Raw genomic sequence first — 14,939 nt, 5'->3', positions numbered from 1 at the left:
GCCGCCTTTCGCTGTCGCCATGGCTTACGGGGCCACGGCCGACCAACTAGCTGAACGAGTCGCCGCAGGCGCAGGAGCCCGTCGCGTTCGGGTTGTCGATCGTGAAGCCCTGCTTCTCGATGGTGTCCACGAAGTCGATGGAGGCACCGCCCAGGTACGGAGCGCTCATGCGGTCGGTGACGACCTTCACACCGCCGAAGTCCTTGACGACGTCGCCGTCGAGGGAGCGCTCGTCGAAGAAGAGCTGGTACCGCAGGCCGGAGCAGCCGCCGGGCTGGACGGCGACGCGCAGTGCCAGGTCGTCGCGGCCCTCCTGCTCCAGCAGGCCCTTGACCTTGGCCGCGGCGGCGTCCGACAGGAGGATGCCGTCGCTCACGGTGGTGGTCTCGTCCGATACGGACATCTGCTTCTCTCCCGGGTTGTACGGAGACTGCTTGCCGACGGTTTCAACCGGCGGGGCCGCGGATTCATTCCGGGCCGGGCGTCGAGTCTTTGTCTTCTCTCTTCATGCTCGCACACCCGCCCTGAAGCGGAAAACGGCCTGTGGACAACCCCGGTGGACAGTCGCCGGTGGTCCCACGTCGGCCTCCACGGGATTCACGTCACATGGACGCTATGGGCATCGTCAACGTGACGTGAAGCGGTTATGATAGATAGCGTCATTTCGACGAAAAGGCGTGTCCTGCTTGATCGCTCCAGTCGGACGGTCCAAGCGAGCCGCAGAACAGAAAGGGTGCGTGTCGTGACCACCGCCCAGACCCAGGAACTCGACGTACAGCCGACGCCCCTCGCCCTGCTGCTGCTCGGCCGCGAGGCCGACCCGCGGAGCGAGCGCGGCGTCGAGTGTCCCGGTGACCTGCCCTCGCCGTCCGACCCGAACCTGGTGGAGCGCGCCCGCGCCGCCAAGGAGAAGCTCGGCAGCAAGGTGTTCGTGCTCGGTCACCACTACCAGCGCGACGAGGTCATCCAGTTCGCGGATGTCACGGGCGACTCCTTCAAGCTGGCCAAGGACGCCGCCGCGCGCCCCGAGGCCGAGTACATCGTGTTCTGCGGTGTGCACTTCATGGCCGAGTCGGCGGACATCCTGACCTCCGACGACCAGAAGGTGGTCCTGCCCGACCTGGCCGCCGGGTGCTCGATGGCCGACATGGCCACCGCCGAGCAGGTCGCCGAGTGCTGGGACGTGCTGACCGAGGCGGGGGTGGCCGAGCAGGTCGTGCCCGTCTCGTACATGAACTCCTCCGCGGACATCAAGGCGTTCACGGGCAAGCACGGCGGCACGATCTGCACGTCGTCCAATGCCGAGAGGGCGCTGGAGTGGGCGTTCGAGCAGGGTGAGAAGGTGCTGTTCCTTCCCGACCAGCACCTGGGCCGCAACACGGCCGTGCGGGACATGGGGATGTCGCTCGACGACTGCGTCCTCTACAACCCGCACAAGCCGAACGGCGGCCTGACCGCCGAGCAGCTGCGCGACGCGAAGATGATCCTGTGGCGCGGGCACTGCTCGGTGCACGGCCGCTTCTCGCTGGAGTCGGTGGAGGACGTCCGCGCCCGGATACCCGGCGTGAACGTGCTGGTGCACCCCGAGTGCAAGCACGAGGTCGTCAGCGCCGCGGACTACGTGGGCTCCACGGAGTACATCATCAAGGCGCTGGAGGCGGCTCCGGCCGGCTCCAAGTGGGCCATCGGCACGGAGCTGAACCTGGTGCGCCGTCTGGCGAACCGCTTCGCGGCCGAGGACAAGGAGATCGTCTTCCTCGACAAGACGGTCTGCTTCTGCTCGACGATGAACCGCATCGACCTGCCCCACCTGGTCTGGACCCTGGAGTCCCTGGCGGAGGGCAACCTGGTGAACCGCATCGAGGTCGACCGCGAGACGGAACAGTTCGCGAAGCTGGCGCTTGAACGGATGCTGGCGCTGCCGTAGAAAGCCGAAAAAGACTGTGCAGTTCCCCGCGCCCCTACTCGGTAGGGGCGCGGGGAACTGCACAATCGGTGACCTAAACCCCCACGGTCTCCCGCTCGGCGGCAGCCGCCCGCTTCGCGGACTTCTTCTTCGCGCGGCGTTCCTTGCGCAGTTCGACCATCGCGTACAGCGTCGGTACGAGCAGCAGCGTGAGCAGGGTCGACGTGATCAGGCCGCCGATCACGACCACCGCGAGCGGCTGGGCGATGAAGCCGCCCTCGCCGGTGATGCCCAGGGCCATCGGGAGCAGGGCGAAGATGGTCGCCAGGGCCGTCATCAGGATCGGGCGGAGGCGGTGCCTGCCGCCCTCGATCACGGCCTCCACGACCCCGTACCCCTGCTTGCGGTACTGGTTGATCAGGTCGATCAGCACGATCGCGTTCGTCACCACGATGCCGATCAGCATCAGCATGCCGATCATCGAAGGCACGCCCATCGGGGTGCCGGTGACGACCAGCAGGCCGATCGCGCCCGTCGCCGCGAACGGGATCGAGACGAGCAGGATCAGCGGCTGGATCAGCGACCGGAAGGTCGCCACCAGCAGCATGAACACGATCGCGATCGCCGCGAGCATCGCGAGGCCGAGGGACGCGAACGCGTCGTCCTGGTCCTCGGAGACACCGCCGATGGAGGCCGTGGCCCCGGCCGGCAGCTTCAGCTTGTCGAGCTTCGTCGTCAGCTCGTTGCTGACCGCTCCGGTGTTGTCACCGGTCGGCTTGGCCGTGATGGTGGCCGCGCGCTGACCGTCGATACGGGTCATCGACACGGGGCCGTCGACCAGCTGCACCGTCGCGATGTCGCCGAGCTTCACCGGGCCGAGCTTGAGGTTCTTCAGCTCGGCCAGCGTCTCGGCGGGCTTCGCCGACTTGATGACGACGTCCCGCTCGGTGTCGTCGAGGATCGCCTTGCCGCTGGTGGTGCCGCGGACGGCCTGGCCGACGGCCGCGCCGAGCGTGGCGTCGTTGAACCCGGCGGCGGCCGCCTTGTCGTTGGCCTTGACCGAGATGCGCGGCACCGACTGGGCGAGGTCGCTGGTGACGTCGGTGACGTCGTCCAGCTTCGCGACCTCGTCGCGGACCTTCTCCGCCGCCTCGCGCAGCACCTCGCCGTCGGCGGACTTCACCACGACGCTCAGGTCCTGGCTGCCGAACCCGTCACCGGCGGCGACCGTCGTCGTACCGATCCCGGAGAGCTTGCCGAGCCCCTCCTCGATGTCGTCCTGGACGTCGTCGAAGGAGGCCGAGTCGGCGACCTTGACGGTGTACGAGGCCTGGTTGGTGTCCGTGCCCCCGCCGAACGCGGCCAGGAAGCCGGAGGAGCCGATCGTGACCTGGTAGTCCTCGACGCCCTTGACGTCGGCGAGCAGCTGCTCGACCTTCTTCGCCTGCGCGTCGGTCGCGGCCAGGCTGGTGCCGGGCTTCAGCTCCTGCTTGACGGTGAGGACCTCCTGGTCGCCCTGGTCGAAGAAGTTCGTCTTCAGCAGGGGCGTCATCCCGAACGTACCGACGAGCACGACCACCGCGATGGCCACACTGGTGAGGCGGCGGCGGGTGGCGAAGCGCAGGACGGGCACGTAGAAGCGCTGGAGGCGGCTGCGCGCCTCCTTCTCCTCGGCCTTGCGGCGGGCCTCCTCCGGGTCGGCCCCGCGCACGTCCTTGGGGGCGCGCAGGAACCAGTACGAGAGGACCGGGACGACCGTCAGCGAGACGAGCAGCGAGGCAAGCAGGGCCGCGGTGACCGTCAGGGAGAACGAGCCGAACAGTTCGCCGACCATGCCGCCGGTCAGGCCGATGGGCAGGAAGACCGCGACCGTGGTGAGCGTCGAGGAGGTGACCGCGCCCGCGACCTCGCGTACCGCCTTGAGGATCGCCTCCTGGCGCTCCTCGCCGTAGCCGAGGTGCCGCTTGATGTTCTCCAGGACCACGATCGAGTCGTCGACGACCCGGCCGATGGCGATGGTCAGGGCGCCCAGGGTGAGGATGTTGAGCGATTCGTCGCGGACCCAGAGCACGATCAGCGCGAGGACGACCGACATCGGGATGGAGACCGCGGTGACCAGCGTCGAGCGGACCGACGCCAGGAAGACGAGGATGACCAGGACCGCGAAGAGCAGTCCGAGCGCGCCCTCGGTGGTCAGGCCCTTGATGGACTTGGAGACGGCCGGTCCCTGGTCGCTGACGACCGTCAGGGTGGCGCCGGAGCCGAGGTCCTCGCGCAGGCCGGGCAGCTTGTCCTGGACCGCGTCGGAGACCGCGACCGCGCTGCCGTCGTGGTCCATGGTGACGGAGACGGCGAGGCTGGGCTTGCCGTCGGTGCGGGTGATGGACTCCGTCCTGGCGGGCTTCTCCTCGACGGTCGCGACGGCTCCGAGGCGTACGGGCTTCTTGCCGCCCTCGCCGGTGACCATCAGGTCCTCGATCTGCCGGAGCGAGGTGAAACCGCCGCCGACCTGGACGGTGCGGTTGTTGCCGTCCTCGTCGAAGGACCCGGCCGGTACGGTCGCGCCGCCCGCCTGGAGGGCCTGGCCGAGCGCGGCCGTGGTCAGCCCCGCCTTCGCCAGCTTCGCGTCGTCGGGCGTGACCGCGACCTCAAGGTCCCGTACGCCGTCGACCGTGACCTGGGCGACGCCGTCGATGTCCTTCAGCGCGGGGACGACCGTACGGTCCAGCTGGTCCGAGAGGGCCTGCTGGTCCTTGCCGGAGGTGACGGCGAGGACCACGGTCGGGATGTCGTCGGTGGAACCGGCGACCACCTGCGGGTCCACGTCGTCCGGGAGCTGGACGCGGGCGCGGTTCACGGCCTGCTGGACGTCGGCGACGATCCGGGCGGAGTCGTTGCCGTAGTCGAAGGAGGCCATGATCAGGGCGTTGCCCTCGCTGGCCGTGGAGGTGACGCCGGAGATCCCGTCGACCGCTTCGAGGTTGTCCTCGATGGGCTCGACGACCTGCTTCTCGACCACGTCGGGGGACGCGCCCTGGTACGGCGCCAGGACCGACACCATGGGCAGTTCGATGGTGGGCAGCAGCTGCTGCTTGAGTTGCGGTATCGCTATCGCCCCGAAGAGGAGCGCGATGATCGACATCAGCCCGATGAGGGCGCGCTGGGCGAGGCTGAAGCGGGACAGCCAGGACATGGGTGACGGGTCTCTCTTCTGTGGCTTGGTTTCAAGGAGCGGCGCGATGGGCTCATGTGAGCATCCGCCTATCACTCTGAGCCATCGGTGGGGCCACTCCCCTCGCCCCCAGGTCCCGTTTCCTTATACGGCGCATACCGCGCCCGCAGTACGTACGGGTGGAGCTCACTCCACCCTTGGGCGTACCAGTCCGGACTCGTAGGCGATCACCACGAGTTGGGCCCTGTCGCGGGCTCCCAGCTTGGCCATGGCCCGGTTGACGTGCGTCTTCACGGTGAGCGGGCTGACTTCCAGACGCTCGGCGATCTCGTCGTTGGAGTGGCCGCCGGCGACCTGGACGAGGACCTCGCGCTCGCGGACGGTGAGCGCTTCGAGGCGTTCCGCGCGGGCGGGGTCGCGGTCGTCGTCGCCGCCCTGCGCGAGGAACTTCGCGATCAGTCCCTTGGTGGCCACGGGCGACAGCAGGGCGTCGCCGGCCGCCGCGACGCGGATGGCGTTGAGCAGTTCGTCGGGCTCGGAGCCCTTGCCGAGGAAGCCGGAGGCGCCGGCGCGCAGCGACTGCACCACGTACTCGTCGACCTCGAAGGTCGTCAGCATGACCACACGCACCTGGGCGAGGCCGGGGTCGGCGCTGATGAGGCGGGTCGCGGCCAGTCCGTCGGTGCCGGGCATCCGGATGTCCATCAGCACGACGTCGGCCCGTTCCTCGCGGGCGAGGCGGACCGCCTCCGCGCCGTCCGAGGCCTCTCCGACGACCTCCATGTCGGGCTCGGAGTCGACCAGGACGCGAAAGGCGCTGCGCAGCAGTGCCTGGTCGTCGGCGAGCAGGACACGGATCGTCATACGGGGTTCCCCTTGGCTGCCTCGGTCGTGGACGCGGTGGCCGTCGTGGACGCGGTGGTCGTCGTGGACGCGGTGGCTCCGGCGCGGCTTTTGACCGGCAGGATCGCATGCACGCGGAAGCCGCCTCCGTATCGGGGTCCCGCGGTGCAGGTGCCGCCGAGGGCGGTGACCCGCTCGCGCATGCCGAGGAGTCCGTGGCCGCCGTTCTCCTCCAGGCGGGCCGGCGCGTCGTCGCCGGGGCCGTCGTCCAGGACGGTGATCTCCACGTTCGGGCCCACCCGTACGACGCTGACCTCGGCCTTCGCCTCCTGGCCCGCGTGCTTGCGCACATTGGTGAGGGCCTCCTGGATGACGCGGTACGCGGCCAGGTCGACGGCGGCGGGCAGGGCCGTGCCCTGGTCGGTGCGGGCCACTTCGACGGGCAGGCCCGCGCTGCGGAAGGTGCCGACCAGCTCTTCTAGGCGGTGCAGGCCCGGGGCCGGTTCGGTAGGGGCCTCCGGGTCGCCCGACTGCCTCAGCAGGCCGACCGTGGCGCGTAGTTCGTTGAGCGCGGAGCGGCTGGCCTCGCGGACGTGGGCGAGGGCCTCCTTCGCCTGGTCGGGGCGCTTGTCCATGACGTGCGCGGCGACTCCGGCCTGCACGTTGACCAGGGCGATGTGGTGGGCGACGACGTCGTGCAGATCGCGGGCGATGCGCAGGCGTTCCTCCGCGACGCGGCGGCGGGCCTCCTCCTCGCGGGTGCGTTCGGCCCGCTCGGCGCGCTCCCTGATGGCGTGCACGAAGGCGCGGCGGCTGCGGACCGCGTCGCCCGCGGCGGCGGCCATGCCCGTCCAGGCGAAGATTCCCAGGTTCTCCTGGGCGTACCAGGGCAGGGGGCCCGCGAGCATCGCGAATCCGGTCAGGACCGTCATCGTGAGCAGGCCGACGCGCCAGGTGGTGGGGCGGTCGGTCGCGGCGGCGACGGTGTAGAGGGCGACGACGGCGGACATCGCGACGGGGGCGCGGGGGTCGCCGGTCACGAACTCCACGACGGACAGGGCGCCGGTCGCGGCGAGGACCCACAGGGGGTACCTGCGGCGCAGGATCAGGGTGGCCGCGGCGAGCAGCATGAGGGTGAGGCCGAGGGCGTCGGGGGCGCGGGTGCCCCACATCGTGCCGCCGTGCCGGCCGTTCGGCTCCGCGAAGGAGCCGGCCAGCATGCACGCGAGGACCGCGGCGGCGAGGGTGCCGTCGGCGACGAGGGGGTGGGACCTCAGCCAGTCCCTTGCGCGCGTCAGTGTGCTCACGGTTCTTTACGGTACGGGGCCCTGGCGGGGGCGGGGCGGGGCCGTGGCATTCACCTGCGGGCCGGTGGGGGTTGTTGCGCAGTTCCCCGCGCCCCTCAGGGGGTGGGGCCTCGCGGGGAGAGTCGGCTGCGGGACCGTGGGGGTTGGCCGCGCCGTTCCCCGCGCCCCTGGGTGCCTCAGCCCGTCCGGCGTTTGAGGACGAGCGCGGTAGCGCGACAGGGGGGTCTGGGGGCGCAGCCCCCAGGTACGTGACGGGACGGGTAGGGGCGGCGGGGGCGAGAAAAGACGTCAGCCGGGGAGCAGGCCGTCGTCCGTCAGGAGCTCGCGGACTTCCGACAGGCTCGCGTCCGGGGACGGGAGGATCAGCTCCGAGGGCTCCAGCGAGTCGTCCGGGAGCGGCGCCCCCAGACGCCGCACCGCGTCGAGCAGAGCCCCCAGCGTCCGCCGGAAGCCCTCCTCGTCCCCGGCCCGGGTCTCCGCGAGGAGCTCGTCGTCCAGCTCGTTCAGCTCGGCGAGGTGGCCGTCGTCCAGCCTCACCTGCCCCTCCCCCATGATCCGCACGATCATGACGCCCTCCTCGGCGTGGGACGGTTGCGCGACCAGCGACTACTGCTTGTCGAAGCGCGGGGTGTCCGACTTCGACTGCTGCTGGGACTGAGTCTGCCCCTGACCGCCCTCGATCGCCTGCTGGGACGAGGACCCCCCGGCCAGCTCGGCCTTCATCCGCTGCAGTTCGAGCTCGACGTCCGTACCCCCGGACAGCCGGTCCAGCTCGCTCTGGATGTCGTCCTTGGCGAGCCCGGAGTGGTCGTCGAGGGCGCCGGAGGCGAGCAGCTCGTCGATGGCCCCGGCCCGCGCCTGGAGCTGCGCGGTCTTGTCCTCGGCCCGCTGGATGGCCATCCCGACGTCGCCCATCTCCTCGGAGATGCCGGAGAAGGCCTCCCCGATCCGGGTCTGCGCCTGGGCGGCCGTGTACGTGGCCTTGATCGTCTCCTTCTTGGTGCGGAAGGCGTCGACCTTGGCCTGGAGCCGCTGCGCGGCGAGGGTGAGCTTCTCCTCCTCGCCCTGCAGAGTCTGGTGCTGCGTCTCCAGGTCGGTGACCTGCTGCTGGAGAGCGGCCCGGCGGGACAGCGCCTCACGGGCGAGGTCCTCGCGGCCCAGGGCGAGCGCCTTGCGCCCCTGGTCCTCCAGCTTGGAGGACTGGCCCTGGAGCTGGTTCAGCTGCAGCTCAAGGCGCTTGCGGGAGGTCGCCACGTCGGCGACGCCGCGGCGCACCTTCTGCAGCAGCTCCAGCTGTTTCTGGTACGAGTAGTCGAGGGTTTCGCGCGGGTCCTCGGCCCGGTCAAGGGCCTTGTTCGCCTTCGCGCGGAAGATCATCCCCATACGCTTCATGACACCGCTCATGGGCTTCGCGCGCCCCCTTCTGACGGACTCCGGCTCCAGCGACTGCAACAGAACCCACAGTACGGGCCCTGCATCCATTACCGCACTGTTCGGGGACGGATGCGCTCATCCCCAAGGACGACTGACGACGATCTTGCTCCGGCGTAGGGAGTACGTGTCCCCCCAGGGGTCGCTCCGGATTCGGTCCGGATCCGGTCCGGATCGACTCCGGAGCCGTCCCGCGGCCGGCAGGCGCAACCCGCACGCCACCACCCCTTTTCAGGCCTCCTGTCCCCCTACAGACGACCGGTGTTGCCGGATCGTTCCCCACTCGGCCGACGTCCATGCCTCCGCACCCCTTACCCTTGGGTTTTGTGTTCCGTAGCCGCGCCAAAGACGAGAAGGCCCACGCCGACAAGGCGTCGGTGACCGACTCCCCTCAGATCCGTGACCCGCAGGCCCCCAAGGGCAGGCCCACTCCCAAGCGCAGTGAGGCCCAGTCCCAGCGCCGCAGCGTCGCCAATACGCCGACGTCGCGCAAGGAGGCCTCCAAGCGGCAGCGCGACGAGCGCCGCGCCCACATGGAGAAGCAGCGCCAGGCGCTGGCCAGCGGTGACGAGCGTTATCTGCCCGCCCGTGACAAGGGCCCGGTGCGCAAGCTCGCGCGTGACTTCATCGACTCGCGGTTCTGCATCGCCGAGTTCTTCCTGCCGCTCGCCGTGGTCATCCTCGTCCTGAGCATGGTCCGCATCGCGCAGCTGCAGAACGTCGCGCTGCTGATGTGGCTCTTCGTGATCGTGCTGATCGTGCTCGACTCGATCGGTATCGCGATCCGCCTGAAGAAGCAGCTGGCGGCGCGCTTCCCGGACGAGCCCCGCCGCGGGGCCGTCGCGTACGCGCTGATGCGCAGCCTCCAGATGCGTCGCCTCCGGCTGCCGAAGCCGCAGGTCAAGCGCGGAGAGCGGCCCTGAGCGCGGCACCCTTCTCGGGAGGCGCGGCGCAGGCCTGGCTGAACAAGCTGGGCTCTCTGCGTGATGTCGTACGGCAGGAGCTGGTGGCCCGGCAGCTCGACGAGCAGATAGCCGGGCGGTTCCCCGTCGGGCAGCGCCTGCGTGTGCTCGACGTGGGCATGGGCCAGGGCACGCAGGCCCTGCGGCTGGCCCGGGCCGGACATCAGGTGACCGGCGTCGAGCAGGACTGCACCATGATCGCCGTGGCGCGCGAGTCCCTCGCCGCCGAGCCGGAGGGCATCCGCGGCCGGGTCCGGATCGTCGAGAGCGACGGGCGCGACACCGGGGTGCACTTCCTGCCCGGCAGCTTCGACGTGGTGCTGTGCCACGGCGTACTGATGTACGTCGAGGAGCCCGACGCGCTGCTCGCGGGGCTCGCCCGGATGCTGGCACCCGGCGGGCTGCTGTCCCTGCTGGTGCGCAACGCCGACGCGCTGGCCATGCGGCCGGGGCTGGCCGGCGACTGGGCGGGGACGCTGACCGCGTTCGACACCAGCACGTACACGAACCGGCTCGGGCTCGACGTCCGCGCCGACGGGCTCGACACCCTCACCGGCACCCTCGCCGGGATCGGCGCCCCGCTGCACGCCTGGTACGGGGTGCGGGTCTTCACGGACACGGCCGCCGACGACGCGGCGGTGCCGGACGACGTGGACGCCCTGCTGGCCGCCGAGGAGCGGGCCGGCCGGACCGACCCCTACCGCCGGGTGGCGGCGCTGCTGCACCTGTGCGGCGTACGGGGCTGAAGCAGGCCGGACGCACGTCGGGGCAGGACAGCAGAAGGCCGCGACCGGTTCGTACGGTCGCGGCCTCTCACTCGTACGGACTACGAGGGCTCGTACGGACTACGAGCGCTCGTACGGATCCACGAGGTCGTACGGGTCCGCGAGGACTCGCAGTCCGGATCTACGAGGTCAGGACGCCTCGGCGTGCAGGCTCATCGGGCCGTAGATCTCCGCGGCGTCCTCGAAGATCCGGACCTGGTCCGCTCCCCCCTCGGCCAGCTCCTTCCAGTTCTCGCCGAGCCAGGACTCCGCGTCGCCCTGGGTGGTGAACTCCTCGGGCTGGACCGCGGGCTGGACTTCCGTCCCATCGGCCTTCTCGAACCGCCACGTCCATGCCGCCATGTCAGCCTCCCAAAAGTTCCCAAAGTACCGAGCAAGATCGGGCTCTCGCCGTCAGCCTAGGCGCTCCGCCGCCGGTCCGGTGTTCAAAAGTGCAGGTCGAGAACCATGGGGTGCCGGTGCCGGGTGTACGCGCTCCGCACGCGCGCTCGCCCCGCGCCCCGCACGAGGTGCGCCCTTGTGCACCCCCCTGACGGGCAGGAGCCGCGCCGGCACGGGAAAATCGGGCCCGTGGAAGTGACTCTGCTTGGTACCGGCGGGCCCATGGGGCTGCCCAGGCCCGATTGTTCGTGCGCCGTCTGCGCGGTGGCCCTCGGTGCGGACGCCCGCGCGGCCACCGCCCTCCTGGTGGACGGCACGCTGTTGCTGGACCTGACACCCGGCGCCGCCTTCGCGGCGGCCCGGGCCGGGCACTCGCTCAGCGGGGTGCGCCAGGTCCTGCTGTCGCACCCGCACGACGGACCCGCGGTGGAGGTACCGGCGGGGCTGCCGCAGCCGGGGCGTGTGCCGGACGGCCGGGAGCTGACACTGCTGACGGGCCATCGGGTGCGGGCGCTGGCGATGGACGCGCCGGGCACCGGGTACGCGGTCACGGGCCCGGACGGGCAGCGGCTGCTCTATCTGCCGCCGGGCGCGGCCCCCGCGGGCCTGGACGAGACGACCGAGACGTACGACATGGTGGTCGGCGACGTCGTCGGGCGGCCGGACGCGCTGGCCCGGCTGCGGCTGGTGGGCGCGGTGGGTCCCGCCACCGATGTGATCGCGGTGCACCTCGGCCACGACGTGCCGCCGGGCCGGGAACTGCGGCGGCGCCTCGCGGCGGCGGGGGCACGGACGGTCCCGGACGGCAGGACGCTGACCGTCGGGGTGTACGAGGACGTGCCCGACGTACCGCGCCGGACGCTGGTCCTCGGCGGGGCCCGGTCGGGCAAGTCGGTGGAGGCCGAGCGCCGGCTTGAGGCCTTCCCGGACGTGCTGTACGTGGCCACGGGCGGCACGCGCAACGGGGACGGGGAGTGGGCGGCCCGGGTGCACGCGCATCGCGAGCGGCGCCCCGGCTCCTGGCGTACCGCCGAGACCTGCGACCTCGTACCCCTGCTCAAGGACGACGGGCCCGCGCTGCTCATCGACTGTCTGTCGCTGTGGCTGACGGACGCGATGGACGCCGCGAACGCCTGGGACGACGCCGAGTGGGCCGGCGGCGGCGAGCGGGTGCTGCGGGCGCGCGTCGAGGAGCTGACGGCCGCCGTCCGCGAGTCGCGCCGCACGGTGGTCGCCGTCTCCAACGAGGTCGGCTCCGGGATCGTCCCCGCCACCCCCTCGGGCCGCCGCTATCGCGACGAACTGGGCCGCCTCAACGCGGCGTTCGCGACCGAGTGCGAGCACGTGCTGCTGGTGGTGGCGGGCCAGGCGGTGACCTTGAAGGGCTGAGGCCCGGTCAGAGGAGGTTCGCGCGCGGGTTCTTGCGGGCGATGATCCGGTACGCGTTCGAGAAGCGGGTGCGGCGCAGGAGCGGGGCCAGGGCGTGGTCCAGGACGAACGCGGAGGCGAGCAGCGGGGCGGTGGCCCGGGTGAGGGCCGTGCGCAGGGTGCGCTGGAGGTCGGTCGGCGGGGCGGGGCGCCAGGGCTCGTCCCCGCCGGGCAGCCGGTTGCCGATCGCCAGGGCCAGGGCACCGGTCAGGTCGTACGGGACGTGGGGCTCGCGGCGGTCGGTGGAGACGACCGAGCAGCCCAGTTCGTCGAGTTCGTCGAGCAGGTTGCGCAGCGGCATGAGGTGGAGGTGCTGCGGCTGGCAGTAGGACACCCACCACTTGCCGAGCAGCGCGCCGAACGCGCAGTCCGGGTCCGGGACCTCGACGAGCAGATGCCCGCCGGGGCGCAGTACGGCGAGCGCGGCACGCAGTTCCTCGCGCGGGTCGGGGCTGTGCTCCAGGTGGTGGAACATGCTGACCACGTCGTAGCGGGCCCGCAGCCGGCCGACCAGGTCGGGCAGCCGGCCGCGGTGCGCCTCCTCGACCCGGCCCGCCGCCAGGGCCTTGTCGACGCGCGAGGTGGGGTCGAGCCCGTCGAAGGACGTGTACGTGAACAACTCCTTGGCCGCCGCCGGGAAGTGGCCGTGTCCCGTGCCGACGTCCAGCCAGCTCTCGGGCTCCGGGAACGGGAGCATCGCGCGGGCCGCGGCCTCGTGACGGCGGCGGCCGGCCCGGGAGCGCAGGGTCCGCTCGGCGAAGCTCTCGTGCTCGTGACGCTCGCCGCCGTGCTCCTGGCGTTCTTCGCCGCCGTCCTGGTTCTCGTAGAAGTCGCGGTAGTAGAAGGCGAGGCCCTCGGCGGTCAGGCGGGGGTTCTGGAAGGCGTGGGCGCAGTCCTCGCACTCGTCGACGACGAAGGTGCCGGGCTTGTGCTGGAGCAGGTCGGGGGTACGCAGCCGGGTGCGCAGCCGCGCCGAGCCGCACCAGGGGCAGTCGGGTCTGCGCGGTTCGTGGAAGCGGTCGGTGCCCCGGGCCAGCTCCCCCAGATAGACGGCACGGCGCTGGGCGACGGACTGCTGGGCGACGGACTGCTGGGCGGTGGGCTGCTGGGCGGCGGTCGTGACGGCTGCGGGAGGCGGCGTGGGGGGTGTGGCCGGGGTCGGGGGTGTGACGGGTGTGGGGGGCATGGTCTGTCTGCTCCTGCCGGTCCGACGGGGTAAGACCCTGTAGAGGCTGATATGAGCCGCTACCAGTTGATACAAACCGGTATGACAATCCACTGCAAACCGGCACACATGGGATCGACGCCCTGGACGCGCCCACCCCGCGCGGGCCACTGACCGCCCGTCAGGATCCCGACCGGATCCCGGCCGGATCACTGCCGGTACTGTTCGGCGAATGAGCTCGCTTAATCTCGACGACTTCACCGACCTGATCGAGCGCCCCGACGGTGGCGTACGCCGTGACGCGGAGGCCCGCCGGGAACGCCAGGTCGTGCCGCCCGGGTCACTGGGACGCCTGGACGAACTCGGTGAGTGGCTGGCCGCCGCGCAGGCGGCCGTGCCGGTGCGGGCGATCGAGCGTCCGCGCGTGGTGCTGTTCGCGGGCGACCACGGGGTCGCCGGACTGGGGGTCTCGGCGCGGCCCGCCGGGAGCGCGGACGACCTGGTGCGCTCCGTACTGGACGGCGCGAGTCCCGTGTCGGTACTGGCCCGGCGGCTCGGGGTGCCCGTGCGGGTGGTGGACATGGCGCTCGACTGTGAGCCCGACAGCCTGCCCGACGAGGTCGTACGGCACCGGGTGCGGCGCGGGTCCGGGCGGATCGACGTCGAGGACGCGCTGACCCTGGAGGAGGCGGAGGCCGCGTTCCGGGCGGGGGTCGCCGTCGCGGACGAGGAGGCCGACTCCGGGACCGATCTCGTCGTGCTCGGGGACGTGAGTGTCGGCGGGACGACCGCGGCGGCCGTGCTCGTCGCCGCACTGTGCGGGACCGACGCGTCGGTGGTGACCGGGCGCGGGGGGCGGGCGATCGACGACCTCGCGTGGATGCGCAAGTGCGCGGCGGTGCGCGACGCGTTGCGGCGGGCGCGGCCCGTTCTCGGGGACCAGTTGCAGTTGCTCGCGACGGTGGGTGGGGCCGATCTCGCCGCGATCACCGGGTTTCTGCTGCAGAGCGCCGTACGGAAGACGCCCGTCGTGCTCGACGGGGTCGTGTCCGCGGCCTGCGCGCTGGTCGGGCAGCGGGTCGCCTTCCGGGCGCCGGACTGGTGGCTGGCGGGGCAGAGCAGTGGGGAGCCGGCGCAGGCGAAGGCGTTCGACCGGATGGCGCTCGAACCGCTGCTTTCGCACGGGGTGACCGTGGGGGAAGGGGCGGGGGCGTTGCTGGCGCTGCCGTTGGTGCAGGCGGCTGCGGCGCTGGCGGCGGAGTTGCCTTTGACTCCTTCGGCGCCGTCGGCTCCTTCGGCCTCTGACGAGCCCGAGAGCCAGAAGGCCGACTAGCCGACCAGGGGGTGGGCGGGCTCCGGCCCGGGGGTCGGGTGCGGGTCCGGTGGGGGCCGTTCGCGCAGTTCCCCGCGCCCCTTAAAAGCCAAAAGACTGCGCAGTTCCCCGCGCCCCTGAAAGGCAAAAGACTGCGCCGTTCCCCGCGCCCCTGGGTCGGTCGGGGCGCAGCCCCGCCGACAAGGGGCGCGGGGAACTGCGCGGGTGACCCCCACCGGGCCCGCAC

Annotated in this window: 13 protein-coding genes; 5 read left to right on the top strand and 8 right to left on the bottom strand. The window is 71.4% G+C overall.

From position 1 onward, the window contains the following. Window positions 1–46 precede the first annotated feature (46 nt). Entirely contained in the window at window positions 47–403 is a 357-nt protein-coding gene (locus J8N05_RS15590) for a HesB/IscA family protein (RefSeq protein ID WP_107018256.1), read from the bottom strand. A 330-nt stretch (window positions 404–733) separates the two neighbouring features. Between J8N05_RS15590 and nadA the strand changes: the two genes are divergently transcribed. Further along, a complete protein-coding gene (gene nadA, locus J8N05_RS15585) occupies window positions 734–1,927 on the top strand; it encodes a quinolinate synthase NadA (RefSeq protein WP_210883337.1) in 1,194 nt (397 codons plus the stop codon). 73 nt (window positions 1,928–2,000) lie between these two features. Here nadA and J8N05_RS15580 read toward each other — a convergent pair whose 3' ends face one another. From J8N05_RS15580 to J8N05_RS15560, 5 genes are all read right to left on the bottom strand, one after another. Beyond that, on the bottom strand, window positions 2,001–5,099 hold the full coding sequence (locus tag J8N05_RS15580) for an efflux RND transporter permease subunit (protein ID WP_210883336.1): 3,099 nt from the start codon (window positions 5,097–5,099) through the stop codon (window positions 2,001–2,003). A 165-nt stretch (window positions 5,100–5,264) separates the two neighbouring features. Beyond that, window positions 5,265–5,942 carry a response regulator gene (locus J8N05_RS15575; protein WP_210883335.1) on the bottom strand — a complete coding sequence of 226 codons (678 nt, stop codon included), beginning with the start codon at window positions 5,940–5,942 and terminating at the stop codon, window positions 5,265–5,267. Beyond that, window positions 5,939–7,228, bottom strand: coding sequence for a sensor histidine kinase (locus tag J8N05_RS15570; protein WP_210883334.1), 1,290 nt, complete (start codon window positions 7,226–7,228; stop codon window positions 5,939–5,941). Before J8N05_RS15570 ends, J8N05_RS15575 begins: the two co-directional genes overlap by 4 nt. Before the next feature lie 288 nt (window positions 7,229–7,516). Continuing rightward, a complete protein-coding gene (gene pspAA, locus J8N05_RS15565) occupies window positions 7,517–7,795 on the bottom strand; it encodes a PspA-associated protein PspAA (protein WP_210883333.1) in 279 nt (92 codons plus the stop codon). Between the two features lie 39 nt (window positions 7,796–7,834). Further along, on the bottom strand, window positions 7,835–8,632 hold the full coding sequence (locus tag J8N05_RS15560) for a PspA/IM30 family protein (RefSeq protein ID WP_210883332.1): 798 nt from the start codon (window positions 8,630–8,632) through the stop codon (window positions 7,835–7,837). A gap of 323 nt (window positions 8,633–8,955) precedes the next feature. Between J8N05_RS15560 and J8N05_RS15555 the strand changes: the two genes are divergently transcribed. Next, window positions 8,956–9,582, top strand: coding sequence for a DUF3043 domain-containing protein (locus J8N05_RS15555; RefSeq protein ID WP_210883330.1), 627 nt, complete (start codon window positions 8,956–8,958; stop codon window positions 9,580–9,582). Between the two features lie 83 nt (window positions 9,583–9,665). Further along, window positions 9,666–10,367 (top strand): class I SAM-dependent methyltransferase, encoded by a 702-nt coding sequence (locus J8N05_RS15550; protein ID WP_210883329.1) that lies wholly within the window; start codon window positions 9,666–9,668, stop codon window positions 10,365–10,367. Between the two features lie 168 nt (window positions 10,368–10,535). Here J8N05_RS15550 and J8N05_RS15545 read toward each other — a convergent pair whose 3' ends face one another. After that, window positions 10,536–10,748, bottom strand: a complete 213-nt coding sequence (locus J8N05_RS15545) for a hypothetical protein (RefSeq protein ID WP_107018265.1) — start codon at window positions 10,746–10,748, stop codon at window positions 10,536–10,538. Between the two features lie 228 nt (window positions 10,749–10,976). On the opposite strand from J8N05_RS15545, the gene J8N05_RS15540 reads away from it, so the two are divergent. Continuing rightward, window positions 10,977–12,176 carry a bifunctional adenosylcobinamide kinase/adenosylcobinamide-phosphate guanylyltransferase gene (locus tag J8N05_RS15540; RefSeq protein WP_210883328.1) on the top strand — a complete coding sequence of 400 codons (1,200 nt, stop codon included), beginning with the start codon at window positions 10,977–10,979 and terminating at the stop codon, window positions 12,174–12,176. 7 nt (window positions 12,177–12,183) lie between these two features. Here the strand turns inward: J8N05_RS15540 and J8N05_RS15535 are convergent, their stop codons facing one another. Beyond that, window positions 12,184–13,401 (bottom strand): class I SAM-dependent methyltransferase, encoded by a 1,218-nt coding sequence (locus J8N05_RS15535; RefSeq protein ID WP_210883327.1) that lies wholly within the window; start codon window positions 13,399–13,401, stop codon window positions 12,184–12,186. A gap of 211 nt (window positions 13,402–13,612) precedes the next feature. Between J8N05_RS15535 and cobT the strand changes: the two genes are divergently transcribed. Continuing rightward, window positions 13,613–14,713, top strand: coding sequence for a nicotinate-nucleotide--dimethylbenzimidazole phosphoribosyltransferase (cobT, locus tag J8N05_RS15530; protein WP_210883326.1), 1,101 nt, complete (start codon window positions 13,613–13,615; stop codon window positions 14,711–14,713). Window positions 14,714–14,939 lie beyond the last annotated feature (226 nt).

The sequence above is a fragment of the Streptomyces liliiviolaceus genome, from assembly GCF_018070025.1.
GTDB lineage: Bacteria > Actinomycetota > Actinomycetes > Streptomycetales > Streptomycetaceae > Streptomyces > Streptomyces liliiviolaceus.
This window is presented reverse-complemented; position numbering and strand designations above follow the sequence as displayed.

Bases quoted from the DNA above. Each gene is read 5' to 3' on its own strand.
- J8N05_RS15535 (WP_210883327.1), bottom strand. From the start codon at position 13,401: ATGCCCCCCACACCCGTCACACCCCCGACCCCGGCCACACCCCCCACG.
- J8N05_RS15575 (WP_210883335.1), bottom strand. From the start codon at position 5,942: ATGACGATCCGTGTCCTGCTCGCCGACGACCAGGCACTGCTGCGCAGC.
- J8N05_RS15545 (WP_107018265.1), bottom strand. From the start codon at position 10,748: ATGGCGGCATGGACGTGGCGGTTCGAGAAGGCCGATGGGACGGAAGTC.
- J8N05_RS15580 (WP_210883336.1), bottom strand. From the start codon at position 5,099: ATGTCCTGGCTGTCCCGCTTCAGCCTCGCCCAGCGCGCCCTCATCGGG.
- cobT (WP_210883326.1), top strand. From the start codon at position 13,613: ATGAGCTCGCTTAATCTCGACGACTTCACCGACCTGATCGAGCGCCCC.
- J8N05_RS15590 (WP_107018256.1), bottom strand. From the start codon at position 403: ATGTCCGTATCGGACGAGACCACCACCGTGAGCGACGGCATCCTCCTG.
- J8N05_RS15560 (WP_210883332.1), bottom strand. From the start codon at position 8,632: ATGAGCGGTGTCATGAAGCGTATGGGGATGATCTTCCGCGCGAAGGCG.
- J8N05_RS15555 (WP_210883330.1), top strand. From the start codon at position 8,956: ATGCCTCCGCACCCCTTACCCTTGGGTTTTGTGTTCCGTAGCCGCGCC.
- pspAA (WP_210883333.1), bottom strand. From the start codon at position 7,795: ATGATCGTGCGGATCATGGGGGAGGGGCAGGTGAGGCTGGACGACGGC.